At 71.8% G+C, this 16,049-nt stretch carries 17 protein-coding genes; 14 read left to right on the forward strand and 3 right to left on the reverse strand.

All coding sequences use genetic code 11. The features are described 5' to 3' along the window. The first annotated feature begins 73 nt into the window (after positions 1-73). Together QOL88_RS30900 and QOL88_RS30905 are read left to right on the forward strand one after the other, a co-directional pair. Positions 74-1,315: a DUF5919 domain-containing protein gene (locus tag QOL88_RS30900; RefSeq protein WP_097221559.1), complete on the forward strand. Its 1,242-nt coding sequence runs from the start codon at positions 74-76 to the stop codon at positions 1,313-1,315. Positions 1,316-1,467: 152 nt separating this feature from the next. Beyond that, positions 1,468-2,190, forward strand: coding sequence for a 3'-5' exonuclease (locus QOL88_RS30905; protein ID WP_097221560.1), 723 nt, complete (start codon positions 1,468-1,470; stop codon positions 2,188-2,190). Between the two features lie 24 nt (positions 2,191-2,214). On the opposite strand, the gene QOL88_RS30910 is transcribed toward QOL88_RS30905, so the two are convergent. Beyond that, entirely contained in the window at positions 2,215-3,078 is an 864-nt protein-coding gene (locus QOL88_RS30910; protein ID WP_097221561.1) for a phosphotransferase enzyme family protein, read from the reverse strand. A 159-nt stretch (positions 3,079-3,237) separates the two neighbouring features. Between QOL88_RS30910 and QOL88_RS30915 the strand changes: the two genes are divergently transcribed. The 7 genes from QOL88_RS30915 (at position 3,238) to mgt (ending at position 10,751) form a co-directional block, all read left to right on the forward strand. Continuing rightward, a complete protein-coding gene (locus tag QOL88_RS30915; RefSeq protein WP_257027939.1) occupies positions 3,238-4,200 on the forward strand; it encodes a carbohydrate ABC transporter permease in 963 nt (320 codons plus the stop codon). Beyond that, complete coding sequence (locus QOL88_RS30920) at positions 4,197-5,030, forward strand: carbohydrate ABC transporter permease (protein ID WP_097221562.1); 834 nt, start codon at positions 4,197-4,199, stop codon at positions 5,028-5,030. Before QOL88_RS30915 ends, QOL88_RS30920 begins: the two co-directional genes overlap by 4 nt. Then, positions 5,030-6,304 (forward strand): ABC transporter substrate-binding protein, encoded by a 1,275-nt coding sequence (locus QOL88_RS30925; protein WP_097221563.1) that lies wholly within the window; start codon positions 5,030-5,032, stop codon positions 6,302-6,304. The genes QOL88_RS30920 and QOL88_RS30925 overlap by 1 nt, the downstream gene beginning before the upstream one ends. 70 nt (positions 6,305-6,374) lie before the next feature. Further along, positions 6,375-6,998 carry a TetR/AcrR family transcriptional regulator gene (locus QOL88_RS30930; protein WP_097221564.1) on the forward strand — a complete coding sequence of 208 codons (624 nt, stop codon included), beginning with the start codon at positions 6,375-6,377 and terminating at the stop codon, positions 6,996-6,998. Then, on the forward strand, positions 6,995-8,425 hold the full coding sequence (locus QOL88_RS30935; RefSeq protein WP_179879010.1) for an MFS transporter: 1,431 nt from the start codon (positions 6,995-6,997) through the stop codon (positions 8,423-8,425). The genes QOL88_RS30930 and QOL88_RS30935 overlap by 4 nt, the downstream gene beginning before the upstream one ends. 296 nt (positions 8,426-8,721) lie before the next feature. Next, entirely contained in the window at positions 8,722-9,501 is a 780-nt protein-coding gene (gene erm / locus QOL88_RS30940; protein ID WP_283445912.1) for an ErmE/ErmH/ErmO/ErmR family 23S rRNA (adenine(2058)-N(6))-methyltransferase, read from the forward strand. Further along, positions 9,498-10,751, forward strand: a complete 1,254-nt coding sequence (gene mgt / locus QOL88_RS30945; RefSeq protein ID WP_097221565.1) for a macrolide-inactivating glycosyltransferase — start codon at positions 9,498-9,500, stop codon at positions 10,749-10,751. Before erm ends, mgt begins: the two co-directional genes overlap by 4 nt. A gap of 27 nt (positions 10,752-10,778) precedes the next feature. On the opposite strand, the gene QOL88_RS30950 is transcribed toward mgt, so the two are convergent. Next, complete coding sequence (locus QOL88_RS30950) at positions 10,779-11,729, reverse strand: zinc metalloprotease (RefSeq protein WP_097221566.1); 951 nt, start codon at positions 11,727-11,729, stop codon at positions 10,779-10,781. Positions 11,730-11,930: 201 nt separating this feature from the next. Here QOL88_RS30950 and QOL88_RS30955 point away from each other — a divergent pair, with 201 nt between their 5' ends. The 3 genes from QOL88_RS30955 to QOL88_RS30965 all read left to right on the forward strand — a co-directional run bounded on the left by QOL88_RS30955 (position 11,931) and on the right by QOL88_RS30965 (position 14,642). After that, the gene (locus tag QOL88_RS30955) at positions 11,931-12,248 is read left to right on the forward strand and encodes a hypothetical protein (protein ID WP_097221567.1); all 318 of its coding nucleotides are present in this window, start codon (positions 11,931-11,933) and stop codon (positions 12,246-12,248) included. A gap of 187 nt (positions 12,249-12,435) precedes the next feature. Beyond that, a complete protein-coding gene (locus tag QOL88_RS30960; RefSeq protein ID WP_097221568.1) occupies positions 12,436-12,828 on the forward strand; it encodes a hypothetical protein in 393 nt (130 codons plus the stop codon). Continuing rightward, a complete protein-coding gene (locus tag QOL88_RS30965; RefSeq protein ID WP_097221569.1) occupies positions 12,825-14,642 on the forward strand; it encodes a caspase family protein in 1,818 nt (605 codons plus the stop codon). The genes QOL88_RS30960 and QOL88_RS30965 overlap by 4 nt, the downstream gene beginning before the upstream one ends. Here the strand turns inward: QOL88_RS30965 and QOL88_RS30970 are convergent. Beyond that, the gene (locus tag QOL88_RS30970) at positions 14,615-14,797 is read right to left on the reverse strand and encodes a hypothetical protein (RefSeq protein ID WP_097221570.1); all 183 of its coding nucleotides are present in this window, start codon (positions 14,795-14,797) and stop codon (positions 14,615-14,617) included. The genes QOL88_RS30965 and QOL88_RS30970 overlap by 28 nt on opposite strands. A gap of 234 nt (positions 14,798-15,031) precedes the next feature. On the opposite strand from QOL88_RS30970, the gene QOL88_RS30975 reads away from it, so the two are divergent. Then, entirely contained in the window at positions 15,032-15,580 is a 549-nt protein-coding gene (locus tag QOL88_RS30975; RefSeq protein WP_097221571.1) for a DUF1697 domain-containing protein, read from the forward strand. Beyond that, positions 15,573-15,947: a nuclear transport factor 2 family protein gene (locus QOL88_RS30980; RefSeq protein WP_097221572.1), complete on the forward strand. Its 375-nt coding sequence runs from the start codon at positions 15,573-15,575 to the stop codon at positions 15,945-15,947. Before QOL88_RS30975 ends, QOL88_RS30980 begins: the two co-directional genes overlap by 8 nt. Positions 15,948-16,049 lie beyond the last annotated feature (102 nt).

Below are 16,049 nucleotides of genomic sequence, written 5' to 3' on the forward strand. Positions count from 1 at the left end.
CGACCGCTCCCGGAGTACCCTTCCTTGATCGTTGACAAGGGCGGTGCCCGGGGGAGCGGAAGGCGGTGCGTGGGTGGGCTCGGGAGGGCTGGAGCTGCCCCCTGGTGACGAGGGTCACGAGGGGAACTCCACTGACGTCCCGACCGGTGCCGTGTCCCTGGCGCGGCCGATGGACGCGACGGGCTCGATCGGCCCGGAGCTGGACTGGGACGCCGACGCCTGGCGCGAGGTGCGCACCCGCGCCCAGCGGGCCGGCCGCGCCTACATCTGGCTGAACCTCGTCGAGCAGCGGCTGCGCGCTGTCGTCGCCGCCGTGCTGAGACCCGTCTACGAACCCGTGCACGGCGAGGACTGGGTGGTGGCCGCCGCCGGACCGGCCGGCCAGGAGTGGGTGCAGCGCGCGGTCGCGGTCCGCGAGGTCAGCCGCCGCAAGGGCTATCTGCTCGACCCGGCCGACGACAACGTGCTCTCCTTCCTCACCCTGCCGCAGCTGCGCGAGCTGATGGTGCAGCACTGGCCCTGCTTCGAGCCGTACTTCGACGACCGCCGGGACGTCGAGCTCGCCCTGGACGAGCTGGAGGTCACCCGGAACGTGGTCTCCCGCAACCGGGCCCTGTCCGAGGCGGTGCTGAACCAGGCCGAGCGGGCCTCGGCCCGGCTGCTGGAGATGCTCGGCGCGGGCGGTGACGTGCCCTCGGCGCGCAGGCTGCCGATCGACGCGGTCGAGGACCTGGTCGGCGACCGGTACGCCGACGTGGTCGCCGTCCACCCGGACCGGGTGCGGCTGATGCGGCAGTTCCCGGCCGAGGACATCTTCGGCGGCGCCCGCCGTCTCGACGCCATCGGCATCGGGCTCAACCTGCTCGTGCAGAACTTCTCCGGCCGGCGTCTGGTGCGGCTGGCCGAGTCCGGCTGCCGGGTCAGGCTGCTGTTCCTCAACCCGGCCTCCAGTGCGGTCAAGCGCCGCGAGCGGGAACTCGGCATCAAGCGCGGCGAGCTCAGCCGGGCCGTCGAGATGAACATCCTGCACATGCGCCGGGTACGGGCCCGGCTGCGCGACCCGGATGCCTTCGAGATCCAGGTCTTCGACGAGACGCCCCGCTTCACGGCGTACCTGGTGGACGGCGACGGCGCGGACGGCATCGCGGTCGTGCAGAGCTATCTGCGCCGCACCCGGGGCATGGAGGCACCGGTGTTCGTGCTGCGCAACGGCAGCAAGGTGGTCAAGTCCGGCGAGGCGGACGAAAGCGGCCTCTTCCCCACGTACCGCGAGGAGTTCGAGGTGATGTGGGCGGATTCGCGGCCGGTGTCATGAACTGTGTCTCGGTGAGCGGTGGTTCTCCGGTCCGACGCCGGGGCTGAGCGGAACGCCGGCGGGGGCAAGCGGAGCGCGGTCCTTCGATTGTCAGTGGTGCATGGGAAGGTGGAGACCACTGGGGGAACGCACCACAAGAAGGGGGACCGCCCATGGGCTGGCACCGGGAGCTGCTGATCGGCTTCGACCTGGAGACGACGGGCACGGATCCGCGCGAGGCGCGCATCGTCACGGGCGCCGTGATCGAGGTCAGGGGCGGCGAGCCGATCGGGCGCCGGGAGTGGCTGGCCGACCCGGGAGTGCCGATCCCCGAGGACGCGGTGGCGGTGCACGGCATCAGCAATGAGCGCGCGGCGGCCGAGGGCAGGCCGGCCGACCAGGTGGCGGACGCCCTGGCCGACGTCCTCACCTCCTACTGGAAGACGGGCGTGCCGGTCGTCGCCTACAACGCGACCTTCGACCTCACCCTGCTCTCCGCGGAGTTGCGGCGCCACGGACTGCCCTCCCTGCGCGACCGCCTGGGCGGCGTGGACCCGGCGCCGGTCATCGACCCCTACACCATCGACCGCTGGGTCGACCGCTACCGCCGCGGCAAACGCAACCTCGAAGCGGTCTGCGCCGAGTACGGCGTCGTCCTCGACACCGCCCACGACGCCATGGCCGACGCATTGGCGGCGGCCCGGCTGGCCGGGGCGATAGCCGACCGCCACCCCAAGATCGCCATGCTCGGCCCGGCGGCCCTGCACCACCGCCAGATCGAGTGGTACGCGCAGTGGGCGGCGGACTTCCAGAGCTTCCTGCGCGGCAAGGGCGACCCGACCGCCTCCATCGACGGGGCGTGGCCCCTGCGGGAGCCGGCGGACGAACCGGTCTGAGCCGACGTCAGGCGGGCCGGTCGCTCAGAACGGATACCACCGCACGGTCTCGTCCCCGTCCCTCAGGGATCGCACCCGCCGCTCGAACTCGGCCAGTGCCTTCGGGTTGCTCGGCGCATGCTGGGCGACCCACGCACAACTGGCCGTCTCCCGGGCCCCGCGCAGCACACCGCAGCCGGCCCATCCGCGTACGTCCCATCCGTAGGTCTCCGTGAACGAGGCGTACGCCTCGTCCCGCAACCCGTACCGGTCGTGGGACAGTGCCATCACCACGAGATCGTGCTCGCGCAGGTCCGCGGACACCGTTTCCAGATCCACCAGCACGGGCCCGTCGGGTCCGACGTGCACATTGCGCGGCAGCGCGTCCCCGTGGATCGGCCCCGGCGGCAGGTGTGGCGTGAGGGCGGCGGCCCGAGCGGCGAACCCGTCCCGCCGTTCGCGCAGGTAGGCCGCGTCCGCGGGATCGATCGCATCCCCCGCGAGCCGCAGCCACCGCTCCACCCCGCCCAGCAGATCGCGGGCCGGGAGTGCGAAGGGAGGCAGGGGCGTGGCATGCACGATCCGCAGCAGTTCGGCCAGATCCCGCGGCTCGGCGGACCGCACGGCGTCCGGCAGCCGATGCCACACCGTCACCGGATGCCCGTCGACCAGCAGCGCCTTCGGCTCGGCCGCCCGCACCGCCGGCACGCCCGCCTCGGCGAGCCACACCGCGATGTCCAGTTCGCGGCGCGCCCGGTCCAGCAGTTCGGCGTCACGGCCGACCTTGACGACCAGGTCACCGGCGGCGAACACCGCGTTCTCGCCCAGGGCGAGCAGCCGCGCCTCCCGGACCGCACCGGGCAGCACCCCTGCCGCGGCCAGTACGTCCCGCGCCCGTGCCTCGTCCATCGTCCGCCTCCGTCGTCCGTGCTTCGACCGTCGGGTTCCGGCCATCCACCGGTCAGTGTCGCATCGGCACAGGTCGGGCGGCGTACGCGGTGCCTTGACGAGGCACACGGCCTTCACGAGCATGACCAGGCCGACCGAGCGTGCAAAGGGACTGATTCCGTGACAACGGTGACCGAGGCTTCGCCCCCTTCGCCCCCTTCGCCACCGAGGAGAAAGGCCGGCCGCAGACCCGGCGGTGGGCGGCCCCGGCACGCCGCCGACCACGGGGCCTGGTTCCTGGTGCTGCCCGCCCTGATCCCGATCCTGGTCCTCAGCGTCGGACCCCTGCTGTACGGGATCCTGCTGGCCTTCACCGACGCCCAGTCGGGCCGCACCGCACCCACCCGGTGGATCGGCGCCCTCAACTTCCGGGACCTGCTGCACGACACGCTGTTCTGGGAGTCGTTCCGGATCGGGCTGGTGTGGGCGGTCGGCGTCACCGTGCCGCAGTTCCTCCTCGCGCTGGGTCTCGCCCTGCTGCTCAACCAGGACCTGCGGCTGCGCTGGCTGGCCCGCGCGCTGGCGATCACCCCGTGGGCCATGCCCGAGGTCGTCGTCGGCATCATGTGGCGGCTCGTCTACAACCCCGACGCGGGCATCCTCAACGAGACCCTGCGCGACGTCGGTCTGGGCGGCGGCCGGGACTGGCTCAGCGGACTGGCGACCGCGCTGCCCGCCGTGATCCTCGTCGGGGTCTGGGCGGGCATGCCCCAGACGACGGTGGCGCTGCTCGCCGGGCTGCAGAACACCCCTCGTGAACTGCACGAGGCGGCGGCGGTGGACGGCGCGGGCGCCTGGCGCCGCTTCCGCACGGTCACCTGGCCCGCCCTGAAACCCATCGCCCTCGCCATCACCGCCCTCAATGTCATCTGGAACTTCAACTCCTTCGCCTTGGTCTACGTGCTGACCAGCGGCGGCCCCGGCGGCCGGACCCGGCTGCCGATGCTCTTCGCCTATGAAGAGGCCTTCCGCTATGGACAGTTCGGCTACGCGGCGGCGATGGGCTGCGTGATGGTGGCCGTGATCTCGATCGCCCTGGCCGTCTTCCTCGCCGGCCGCCTCAGGGGAGGTGACGACGCATGAGGACCAGCACACCGGCCCGCGCCGGCCAGTACACCGCGCTGCTCGCGTACCTCGTCTTCCTCGCCTTCCCGTTCCTCTGGCTGGTCTCCACCGCGTTCAAGCCGCCGCGTGAGCTCGGCAGCCTGCACCCGACCTGGATCCCGAAGGACCCCACCCTCGCCAACTTCCGGCAGGCCTTCGACGAACAGCCGCTGCTGCACGCCGCCCTCAACTCCCTGCTCGCGGCGCTCGCGGCGGCGGTCGTCGCCGTGCTGATCGCGACGCCGATGGCCTACGTCGTCGCCCGCCGCCGCACCCGGCTCGCGAAGGCCGTGACGGGGTGGGTGGTGGTCAGCCAGGCCTTCCCGTTCGTCCTGCTGATCATCCCGCTGTTCCTCGTGCTGAAGAACCTCCGCCTGATCAACTCCGTGCCCGGTCTGGTGCTGGTGTACGTGGTGTGGGCGCTGCCCTTCGCGCTGTGGATGCTCGCCGGGTACGTACGGGCCGTGCCGCCCGAACTGGAGGAGGCCGCGGCGGTCGACGGGGCGGGCCGGGTGCGGACGCTGGTCTCCGTGACCGCGCCGCTGCTCGCGCCGGGCATCGTGGCGACCGCGCTGTTCGCGTTCATCACCGCGTGGAACGAGTTCTTCTTCGCGCTGGTGCTCCTCAAGACACCGGAGAAACAGACGCTTCCCGTGGTCCTCACCCACTTCATCGGCGCCGAGGGCGCCGCCGATCTCGGCCCGCTCGCGGCGGCGGCGTTCCTCGCGACGCTGCCCTCGCTCGTCGTCTTCGCGCTCATCCAGCGGCGGATCACGGGCGGCATGCTCACCGGGGCGGTGAAGAGCTGATGCGCACCCGCCTGCTCGCCCTGGTCCTTCTGCTGCTGCTCGCGGGCTGCTCCTCCGGCGGCACCCGCGACGACGGCCGGATCACCCTGCGCTTCCAGTCCCTGGCCTGGCAGGAGGAGTCCGTCGAGGCCAACAAGCAGCTGGTGAAGGAGTGGAACGCCACCCACCCGGACGTCCGGGTCGAGTACGTCCAGGGCTCCTGGGACAGCGTGCACGACCAGCTTCTCACCGCCTTCGAGGGCGGCGAGGCACCCGACATCATCCACGACGCCTCCGACGACCTCGCGGACTTCGCCTACGGCGGCTACCTCGCCGACCTCACCGGCCTGCTGCCCGCGAGGCTGAAGTCGGACATCCCGCAGCGCAGTTGGGAGACGGCGACCTTCGGGGACGGCGTCTACGGCGTGCCGTTCCTCCAGGAACCCCGCGTGCTCATCGCCAACGCGACGTGGCTGCGGACGTCCGGTGTACGGATCCCGACCCCCGAGAAGCCCTGGAGCTGGGCCGAGTTCCGCCGGATCACCGAACGTCTCGGCGGCCGGGGGAAGTACGGCGTGGCCTGGCCGCTGAAGGAGCCCGTCTCCGCCACGCTCAACCTCTCCCTGTCGGCGGGCGGGCGGCTCTTCCACCGGGGTGCGGACGGCAAGGTGACGGTGCGGTTCGGGACCGCCGACCAGGTGGTGCCGCGCACCGTCCACGCCCAGGCGAACACCGACCGCAGTGCCTCGCCCACGACCCTGGGCAGCGGCGGTTCCGACACGCTGCCCGGCTTCTTCGCGGGCCGGTACGCGATGGTCCCGCTCGGCTTCTCCTACCGTCAGCAGATCGTCCAGCAGGCCCCGAAGGGCTTCGACTGGCAGGTGCTGCCCGCCCCGGCGGGGGCCGGCGGACTCGCCCAGGGCGTCAGCCCGCAGACCCTCTCCATCGCCGAGGACTGCCCGCACAAGAAGGAGGCCGCGGAGTTCCTCGACTTCCTCCTCAGACCGCCGAACATGGTCCGCCTCGCCCTCGGCGACTGGATGCTGCCCACCGGCACCGAGGCGCTGAAGGACCCCGCCCTGCACCGGACGAAGGACGGCTGGGCCACCGGCACGGCCCTCGCCGGGCACCTGAGACCGGCACCGGCGCAGTCCGTCCGCGGCTACCCGGAGTGGAAGGACAAGGTCGCCACCCCCGCGCTCCAGGAGTACTACAGCGGAGCGATCGGCATCGACGAGCTGCGCCGACGGCTGGAGGAGGACGGCAACCTGGTACTCGCGCGCTACCAGCGCTGAGTGCCGGCCCCCTTCACCCCCGCCATCGAGGCAGTAGACAGTGTCTACCCTTCTGGTAGACACTGTCTACATGGATGCCGAGGGAACGCTGCGAGAGCGGCTGGTCGATGCCGGGGTGGAACTGGTGCTGACCGAGGGCAGCGGCTCGGTCGGGCTGCGGGAGATCGCCCGCCGGGCGGGTGTGTCGCACGGCGCGCCGCGTCGGTACTTCCCGACGCACCGGGCGCTGCTGTCGGCCATCGCCCGCCGGGGCTTCGAGGAGCTGGGCGCCCGATCCGTCGCGGCCACGTGCGAAACCAACCAGCCGCGTGCCCAGTTGGCGGCATTGGCGCGGGTGTACGTCGCCTTCGCGCGGGAGCGGCGTGGCATGTTCGAGCTGATGTTCCGTCACGACCTCCTCGACAGCGGCGGGCGCGGCGAGGCTCCGGCCGGGCCCCGGCTGCGGGAGGCGACGCTGCCGATGTTCGACGGGGTCGTCGCGCTCGTGGCCCGGTGCCGGGGAGAGGCGACGGACTCCTCGGCGGCCCTCACCGCGGCCGCCCTGTGGTCGAATCTGCACGGCATCGCCGAACTGTGGTCCTGGGGCAGCCTCCAACTCGCCGTCGGCGGTGGTCCGGGCGAGGAGTCCGCCGACAGCCCCGACCGGATCGTCGAGGCGGCGCTGGACGCCCATCTCGGCCCGGCCGCCTCATGACCGGGCGGCTGCGGCGCTCCGCCCCGCTCCTCGTCAGCGCGGCCGGGGCGATGATCGTCGCGCTGGACGGCACCGTCCTGTTGGTGGCGCAGCCCAGCCTGCAGCGCGCGCTCGCCGCCGGTCCCGCACAGGTCCAGTGGACCAGCACCGGCTACCTCGTCGCGGTGGCCGCCCTGCTCGTCCTCGCGGGCCGGCTGGGGGACCGGTACGGCCACCTGCGGCTGCTGTGTGTCGGTCTGCTCGGCTTCGGTGCGGCTTCCGCGGGGATCGCCCTCGCGCCCTCGGTCGGTTGGGTGATCGCCCTACGCGTGGTCCAGGGCTTGTTCGGCGCCCTGCTCCAGCCGGCGACCCTCGCGGTGCTGCGGGCGTCGTACCCGGAGCGGGAGCTCCGCCGGGCCGTCGCCGTGCGGACCGGAGCGATCGCGGTGGCGGCCGGGAGTGGCCCGGTGCTCGGGGGAGTCCTCGTGGCTCACTTCGGATGGCGGGCCGTGTTCTGGCTCAACGTCCCGGTCGTGCTCGCCGCGGTGCTGCTCGCTCTCGCGGTCCGCCTTCCCGCCCCGGAGCGACCGGCTCCGCAGCCGCTCGACCTCACCGGCGCGGTGCTGCTGGCGGGCACCCTCGCGCTCCTCGTCCACGCCCTGGCGGGCGTCCCGGCGCACGGCTGGACCACCGCGCCCGCACTGCTCGAACTGGCCGGTGTGGCGGTCCTGGCGGCCGCGCTCGCCGTGAGCCAGCGCCGGGCCGCCCACCCGATCGTGCCGTCGGCCGTGACACGGTCGGTTCCGGTGACAGCCTCTATGACGCTGCTCCTGCTCGCCACGGCGGGTTTGTTCGGCAGCCTGTTCACCGCCACCTTCCTCCTCCAGGGCGTCCTGGGCCTGGACCCACTCGCCACCGGGCTCCGGGTCCTGCCGCTCACGGTGCTCATGGTGCTCGGGTCCCCACTGGCGAGCATCGCCCTGGGCCGTTGGGGCCCGCGACCGACCGCCGTCAGCGGAACGCTTCTGGTCGTTCTCGGTGTCGCGGGGCTCGCACGGTTGCCGGCGGGCGACGCGGTGGGGTCGACGGGTGCCTGCTTCGCCCTGATCGGTGCCGGGTTCGCCGCCGTCATGGTCACCGCCACCGGGACGGTCGTCGGCGATGCGCCGCCCGAGTACGCCGGAGCCGTCGGCGGGCTCAAGCAGACGGCGACCAACATCGGCCCGACCCTCGGCATCGCCGTCGCGACGAGCGTGGGCGCCGCCGCCTCCGCCGGCCCCACCCTGCTCGTCCTGGCCGCGATCACGGCCCTCGGCCTGCTCCCCGCGGCGTTGCTGCCCGGAAACCGAAAGGCGGGCATGGCGCAAAGACCACCCGGGCACGAGCCCGAGGTCCTGCACGTCGACAACCGTCATGTGCACCCGCGGCGCACTCGCGACGGCGTATGACCGGCGGGACGGCGCAGCCGCGCTGCGCTGTCCGGCCCGGGCGAAAACCCGTTGTGCGTCGTCGACGCGACCACCTAGCGTGCCGCTCGTGGGTATCAACGCGATCTGCATCTCCGGTCAGCCTCAGGGCTGCGCGCACGCCGTACGGGTGCGCCGCGGCCCCGGAGCCCTGACCGGCCCGGGGAGCCACGCCCGCTGAGCCTTCGAGGCCGGCGCTCCTCCCCGTTCTTCTCCGTCTTCCGGTCAGGGCCCTCCGCTGCCCTTTTCCACCTCACGGAAGACAAGGACCGCAGGCCATGGCCCGCCCCACCGCGACCTCCCGCGCTCTTTCGCAGAATTTCCTCGCCGACCGCGCCACCGCCGAACGATTCGCCCGGCTCGCCGTCCCACAGGATCTGCCGATCCCGCTGCTGCTCGAAGTCGGAGCCGGTAAAGGCGCGTTGACCTTTCCACTGGCCCGGCGCTGCCAGGAGTTGCGCGCGTACGAGATCGACCCGCGCCTCGTATCCGTCCTGCGCGGCCGCCTCTCCGGCACGCCGCACGTACGCGTCGTCCGCGGGGACTTCCTCGCCGGGCACCCGCCGCGCACGCCCTTCTCGGTCGCCGGGAACGTGCCGTTCTCCCGGACTGCCGCCGTCGTCGACTGGTGTCTGCGCGGTCCCGCCCTCACCGACGCCACCCTGCTCACCCAGCTCGAGTACGCCCGCAAACGCGCGGGGGGCTACGGCAACTGGACGCTGCTGACGGTCCGGACCTGGCCCCGCTACGAGTGGCGGCTGCTCGAACGGGTCGGCCGGCGCGCCTTCCGGCCCGTCCCCCGCGTGGACGCCGGAGTGCTGCGCATCGAACGGCGTGCCACCCCGCTGCTCGACGACACCGCGTACCGGAGCTGGCGGTGCCTGGTCGAGCTGGGCTTCTCCGGGGTCGGCGGTTCGCTGCACGCCTCCTTGCGGCGGGCCCACCCGAGGCGGCGGGTGGACGTCTCGTTCCGGGCCGCCGGCCTGGATCCCGGGGTGCTGGTGGGCGAGGTGACGCCCGGGCGGTGGCTGCGGCTGCACGAGGCGCTGACGGCGTGAACACAAAGAGCTTGCACGAGACGTCTCGTCTCGCGGACGGTCGACGCATGACCAGTCGCGCCCACATCGCCATGTTCTCCATCGCCGCCCACGGCCACGTGAACCCGAGCCTGGAGGTGATCCGCGAACTCGTGGCGCGCGGCCACCGGGTGACCTACGCGATCCCGCCCGTCTTCGCGGACAAGGTCGCGGACACCGGCGCCGAGGTGAAGCCCTGGAACTCGACGCTGCCCTCCCCCGACGACGACCCGGAGGCATGGGGGAGCACCCTGCTGGACAACGTGGAGCCGTTCCTCGCCGACGCGATCCAGGCCCTCCCGCAGCTGATCGAGGCCTACGAGGGTGACGAACCGGACCTCGTGCTGCACGACATCGCCTCCTACCCGGGCCGGGTCCTCGCCCACCGCTGGGGCGTCCCCGCGGTCTCCCTCTCGCCGGCCATGGTCGCCTGGGAGGGGTACGAGGAGGAGGTCGCCCGGCCCATGTGGGAGGAGCCGAAGAAGACCGAACGCGGCCGCGCCTACTACGCCCGCTTCCAGGCCTGGCTCGAGGAGAACGGGATCGACCGGCACCCCGACGACTTCGGGGGCCGGCCCGACCGCTCGATCGTCCTGCTCCCCAAGGCGCTCCAGCCGAACGCGGACCGCGTCGACCACAGCGTGTACTCCTTCGTCGGAGCCTGCCAGGGTGACCGCACCGCCGAGGGCGGCTGGCAGCGGCCGGCCGCCGCAGAGAAGGTCGCGCTCGTGTCCCTCGGGTCGGCCTTCACCAAGCAGCCCGGCTTCTACCGGGAGTGCGTCAAGGCGTTCGCCGACCTGCCGGGCTGGCACCTGGTGCTCTCGGTCGGCAAGCACGTCGACCCGGCCGAGTTCGCGGACGTCCCGGCCGACGTCGAGGTGCACTCCTGGGTGCCGCAGCCGGCGATCCTGAGGCAGGCCGATCTGTTCGTCACGCACGCCGGCATGGGCGGCAGCCAGGAGGGCCTGGTCACCGCCACGCCGATGATCGCCGTACCGCAGGCAGCGGACCAGTTCCACAACGCGCAGACGCTCCAGGGTCTCGGCGTCGCCCGCTGCGTGCCCACCGAGGAGGCGACCGCAAAGACCCTGCGCGCGGCGGCCCTCGCCCTGGTCGGCGACCCGGAGGTGGCCCGCCGTCTGAAGGAACTCCAGGCGCAGACGGCCCAGGAGGGTGGCACCAGGCGCGCGGCCGACCTCATCGAGGCCGAACTGGCCGCGGCACGGGGCTAGGACCGCCGTTGTCGCGTCGGGCCGTCGTCACACCGCGACGGCCTGACGGGTCAGGGTCAGGCGGGCGTTGTCGAGCGTGGCGTCCATGCGCGCCGACTGGCCCTTGGTGAACATGAACATCGCGGCGTCGTCCGTGTAGTCCATGTAGTTCATGAACATGTCGCCGTCCGGTCCGTTGCCGCACGTCACATGGGGGAAGGTGGGGGAACCGGCGTTCGCGCCGCCCTGGTTGGGGGTGTCCGCCACGAAGTCGCTGCCGCTGCACCCCTCGTCGTCGTCACCCCAGATGTGCCGCAGGTTCAGCCAGTGCCCTATCTCGTGCACCGCCGTGCGACCGCCGTCGAAGGGGGCCGTCGCGGTACCGGTGGTCCCGAGGGCGGTGTGGGTGATGACCACGCCGTCCGTGGAGGCGGCGCCGCCCGGGAACTGGGCGTAGCCCAGCAGTCCGCGGGTCAGCCGGCAGACCCAGAGGTTCAGGTAGATGTCCGCGGGCCAGGCGTCCTGGCCGCCGCTCAGGCTGAACTTGACCAGGTCGTCGGTGCCCCAGTCGTCGACCGCGCTCTCGGTGCGCGTGATGCCGTCCGTTGGGCGGCCCAGCGGGTCGGTCCGGGCGAGGTGGAACTGCAGGCGCGCGTCGGCCACCAGGTCCTGCCAGACCGCGGGCACCTTGCTCACATCCGGGTTGCTCGCGCGGAAGTCCTGGTTCAGGACGTCGATCTGACTGTGGATCTGGGCGTCGCTCACGTTCTGCTCGGGGGTGCTGTGCACGACGTGCACGACGACGGGGATGTCGATCGGGCCCTGCCGGGCGGTGACCTGCTCCATCGACTCGTAGGCGAACGCCGTGTTCTCGATCAGGGCCCGGTTCTCGGCGTATTCCGGGTTGAGGCTGAGGAGTCTGCGGTGCACCTCCATGGCGCCGCACCAGCGGCTGTAGTCGGGCGAGGTGGCGCGAAGGAATGCCTGCGCATCGGACATGGCGTGCCCTTCGAGGGGAGCGGGGTTGTGCCGCGCACGCGGCTGCGGAACTGCGCGTCTGAGACGCGTCGCGAGGGCCGGGCGACGTCGGGCGGAGCGGTCGGTTGCCCGTTCCCTCCGAACCCATACACTGATAATTCTAGCCACTTTGGCGTAAGAGAGACAATACGTACCGTGTCCGACGAGTGAGGTGGCCGGGTCATGCGAGAGCCCCCGCCGGGTCTGTTCCGCTCGTGGCTCCACTCCTACGAGGAGGACCACGAGGACGTGCGGGTCTACCGGCCGGACGACTTCCCCTTCCCGCCCGCGCGCGGGCGCCGCGGCATGGAGTTCGCACCCGGCGGCGGCTTCGTCGACCACCCGCTGGGACACGGTGACGCCCCCGGAGCCGTGCCCGGCCATTGGCGGCTCGTGTCGGACCGTCACCTCGTGCTCTCTTTCGGGGGCGCCCGCCCGGACCGGGAGCTGGAGATCGTGCGCTGCGACGAGCGGGTGCTCCAGGTGCGGCGGCTGGTGTAGGGCCCGTTCGCGAACCTGGGCCATCCCAAGTTGAACGAGGAACTTTTACGGTTGAGCCGTCAATTTCATTCCGTCTCGGGTGACTTGCCACCCTGCTCTGAGCAGCGGAAACTGTAGATGATGACGTAGAGCCCACCGACACTTCCGACTCTGCGCCGCCCCGACGGACGAACAAGGGGGTGACCCGGTGGAGAACGAACTGCACATCCTCCTCACCGAAGAGGACGCGGAAGCCGAGCGCGTCGCGGAGCTCACCGGCTATCTGCGCGAGGAACTGCTCGATCTCGACGTGGACGACGTCACCACGCTCCCCGGCGGAGAGGCCCCGCCCGGAACGCGAGCCGTGGACGTCACCCAGATCGGCGCCCTGCTGGTGACCCTGGGCAGCTCGGCGACCGCCCTGAACCAGGTGATGACCGTGATCCGGTCGTGGATGGGCCGTCGCCATGACACCCACCCGTCCTTGCACCTGCGGATGGGGGACGACGTCCTGGAGGTGTCCGAGGCGACCGACGATCAGGTCACGGAGGCGTTCAAGATCTTCGTCGAGCGCCATTCCAGAGCTGGAGCCGAGACATGACGGATTCCAGATACGCGCTGATCATCGCCAACGACCGGTACGCCGACCAGGGGCTCAAGAAGCTCAAGGCACCCGCCCAGGACGCCGCGGCTCTCGAACGGGTGCTGCACGACCCGCAGATCGGCGACTTCGAGGTGGAGGTCGTGCACAACGCCTCGGCCGACCTCATGCGCAGGCGCATCCAGGGCTTCTTCAACGACCGCCGCCGCGCCGACACGCTCCTGCTGCACTTCTCCTGCCACGGCCTCAAGAGCGAGTCCGGCGAGCTGTACTTCGCCGCGAGCGACACCGAGCCCCCGCTGCTGGCCGCCACCGCTGTCCCCTCCCAGTTCGTCCGTGGCTGCATGTCCGCCACCCGGGCGGGCCGCAGCGTCCTGTTCCTCGACTGCTGCTACGGCGGAGCCTTCTCCCGGGGCTCGGCCTCCGTGCGCGCCTCGGGAGAGGTCAACGTCCTCGAGTCGTTCGCGAAGGACGAGCCGGCCAGCGGGCGGGGCTGGGCCGTCATCACCGCGTCCGACTCCATGGAGTACTCCTTCGAGGGCAACGAACTCGCCGAGAACTCCGCGCCGCGGCCCTCGGTGTTCACGCACGCGGTGGTCGAAGGCCTGGAGACCGGCGAGGCCGACCTCGACGCGGACGGCAACGTCTCCCTCGACGACCTGTACGAATACGTCTACCGACACGTACGGGAGCAGAACCCCCACCAGACACCGAAGAAGGCGGCGGAGCTGCAAGGGGAGCTGCATCTGGCACACAGTCGGCGTCCCGGCATCAAGATCGTTGCCATCCCCTCGCCGCCCTCCTTGCGGGCGGCCATGAACAGCGACGAGTTCCTCACCCGGCGGGGCGCTGTCACGGAGTTGTGCACCCGACTGCGGCGCCCCGAGGTGCCCGTGGCGGAAGGGGCGCGTCAGCACCTGGCGGAGGTCGCCCAGAACGAAGTCCAGCCGCTCGCCGATCAGGCGGCCGACGCTCTGCGCGAGATTCGCCTGGCACCCTCCCCGGACCACCTGGACTTCGGCCGGGTACCGAGGGGCTCGCACGCTCCCAAGCGGTCCGTGACCATGCACGGCCCACCGCTGGCGCGTCACTGCGTGGCCCAGCCCAAGCAGCCCTGGCTGCGGGTCGATCCGACCCGCAGCGGTCTGGAGGTCCACGTCGACACGGCTGCCACGGGGCGCCTCTCCGGCGACATTCTGCTGAAGGGTGTGGCCGACGAGTCGGTGATCCACGTCGAGGCGGAGGTGACCCCGGCGGACGAGGACGGTCCCACGAGAGGCGAACCGGACGCCTTGAACGACTCGCCGACGCCGAAGCCCCGGCCCAGAGACAAACAGCGCACGGTGGTCATCGAGCCCCCGCACATCCCGTCCCAGCCCAAGGAGCCGCCCAGGCCCCCTGCGGACCAGGAGCGAACGGACCGGAAGACCTCCTCCCGGCGCGCTCCCGCCCTTGCCGGTGCCGCCCTCGCCCTCGCCGTCACGGCGCTCGCCATGCTCATCATGACCATCCAGAGGGGGGTGGTCGCCGTCGTCGCGCGGGCCGACGCGGGGCCGTCCGGCAACGTCGAGAACAACATCCACGAGCAGGGAGCACTCACACCGCTCATCGTGTGCCTGATCACCGGCGCTGCGGCGCTGGCCGTCGGCGCGTTCGCCCGGCACGACCTGGGCACACGGCGCGAGCACTACACGAGGCAGGCGGCGAGCGGCACGCACACGCTGACCTCGGTGGCGAAGGGCCTGGCGATCCCCGCCCTGATCCTGGCCGTCCTCGCGGACATCGCCTACCTGGTGGGCAGCGGCCAGTGGTGACCACCCGCCGCGGGAACAGGGCCGGCCGGTGCTCCATCAATGGCCGGCTCGTCGATGCCGGCGTCCTCGACGATCCGCGCGGCGGTGTGCGTCTCGCCCTTCAGCTGGTCGCTGTCCTTGACGTCGACCCGGCCGGCAGCCGAACCGGGCCTCATCGCCAGGACGACGAATCCCCATGGAGCGAGCCCCCTCCCCACTGGGGAGGACCTCCACGGACCGTGGTCCCTTACACCTATCGCCGGACATGTCCGGCTCCCCGGGTGTGTGGATCCTGGACAGACGGTTGTGCCCCGCATTGACCGGTGAGTAATTTACGGGGCCGGGCAGCTGCCCGCGGCGGCCGTCGTGCCCACCCCCACGGGGCACGACGGCCGCCTTATCGTGAGCGGATGACGACGACATACGCGGCCCTGCTGCGCGGCATCAACGTGGGCGGCAGCAGGAAGGTCCCCATGGCCGACCTGCGCACGCTCCTGGCGGACCTCGGCCTCGACGACGTCCGTACGTACCTGCAGAGCGGCCAGGCCGTGTTCGCCTCCGGCCACGGCGACGAGGAGTCGCTGGCCGGTGAGATCGCGCGGGCCGTCGAGAAGCACTTCGGCTTCGGCGTCGACGTGATCGTGCGCGACCACGCCTATCTGCGGGCGATCGCCGAAGCCTGCCCGTTCCCGGCCGCCGACCTGGAGCCCAAGCAGCTCCACGTCACCTACTTCTCCGCCCCCGTCACCCCCGGCCGCTTCGCGGAGATCGACCAGGAGGCCTACCTCCCCGAGGAGTTCCGCCTCGGCGACCGGGCCCTGTACCTGTACGCCCCCAACGGCCTGGGCCGCTCCAAGCTGGCCGAACACCTGTCGAAACCGCGCATCAACAAGGGCGTGATCGCCACCACCCGCAACTGGAACACGGTCGTCAAGCTCGTGGAGATGACCGGTGCCTGAGCACCACCCGGCCGTCGAGTCCGCGATGGAGGGCGAACTCGCCCTGCTGACCCCCAAGGTCCGCCGCTCGCCCGACCGGGTCGGGGCGCTGCTGCACCCCGACTTCCACGAGTTCGGCGCCTCCGGCCGGCACTGGAGCCGGGCCGCGATCATCGCCTCCCTGGCCGCGACCACCGAGACCGGCGCCCGGCCCGTCGCCGTCTCCGCCCTCAGAGGCGTGCAGCTCGCCCCGGACCTGGTCCACCTCACCTACGACACCGAGTACGACGGCAGCCGCGCGCACCGCAGTTCGCTCTGGCGGCGCACGGAGGGACGCTGGCTGCTCTACTTCCACCAGGCGACCCCGTTCAGCGAACGGGCCACCTGACGCGCCGCCCCCCGGGCAGGGCGTGCACGACGTCATGCGGGCCCCGCCCTCCGGGGCCGGGCCAACCCGTCGGTCGTCCCCGTGAACATCTCCGCCGTCCGC

The sequence above is a fragment of the Streptomyces sp. Ag82_O1-12 genome, from assembly GCF_900182715.1.
Lineage (GTDB): Bacteria > Actinomycetota > Actinomycetes > Streptomycetales > Streptomycetaceae > Streptomyces > Streptomyces massasporeus.

Excerpts from the sequence above, each read along its gene's own strand:
- QOL88_RS30905 (WP_097221560.1), top strand. The coding sequence starts at position 1,468 with ATGGGCTGGCACCGGGAGCTGCTGATCGGCTTCGACCTGGAGACGACG.
- QOL88_RS30910 (WP_097221561.1), bottom strand. The coding sequence starts at position 3,078 with ATGGACGAGGCACGGGCGCGGGACGTACTGGCCGCGGCAGGGGTGCTG.
- QOL88_RS30920 (WP_097221562.1), top strand. The coding sequence starts at position 4,197 with ATGAGGACCAGCACACCGGCCCGCGCCGGCCAGTACACCGCGCTGCTC.
- QOL88_RS30925 (WP_097221563.1), top strand. The coding sequence starts at position 5,030 with ATGCGCACCCGCCTGCTCGCCCTGGTCCTTCTGCTGCTGCTCGCGGGC.
- QOL88_RS30930 (WP_097221564.1), top strand. The coding sequence starts at position 6,375 with ATGGATGCCGAGGGAACGCTGCGAGAGCGGCTGGTCGATGCCGGGGTG.
- QOL88_RS30935 (WP_179879010.1), top strand. The coding sequence starts at position 6,995 with ATGACCGGGCGGCTGCGGCGCTCCGCCCCGCTCCTCGTCAGCGCGGCC.
- erm (WP_283445912.1), top strand. The coding sequence starts at position 8,722 with ATGGCCCGCCCCACCGCGACCTCCCGCGCTCTTTCGCAGAATTTCCTC.
- QOL88_RS30950 (WP_097221566.1), bottom strand. The coding sequence starts at position 11,729 with ATGTCCGATGCGCAGGCATTCCTTCGCGCCACCTCGCCCGACTACAGC.
- QOL88_RS30955 (WP_097221567.1), top strand. The coding sequence starts at position 11,931 with ATGCGAGAGCCCCCGCCGGGTCTGTTCCGCTCGTGGCTCCACTCCTAC.
- QOL88_RS30965 (WP_097221569.1), top strand. The coding sequence starts at position 12,825 with ATGACGGATTCCAGATACGCGCTGATCATCGCCAACGACCGGTACGCC.
- QOL88_RS30970 (WP_097221570.1), bottom strand. The coding sequence starts at position 14,797 with ATGAGGCCCGGTTCGGCTGCCGGCCGGGTCGACGTCAAGGACAGCGAC.
- QOL88_RS30975 (WP_097221571.1), top strand. The coding sequence starts at position 15,032 with ATGACGACGACATACGCGGCCCTGCTGCGCGGCATCAACGTGGGCGGC.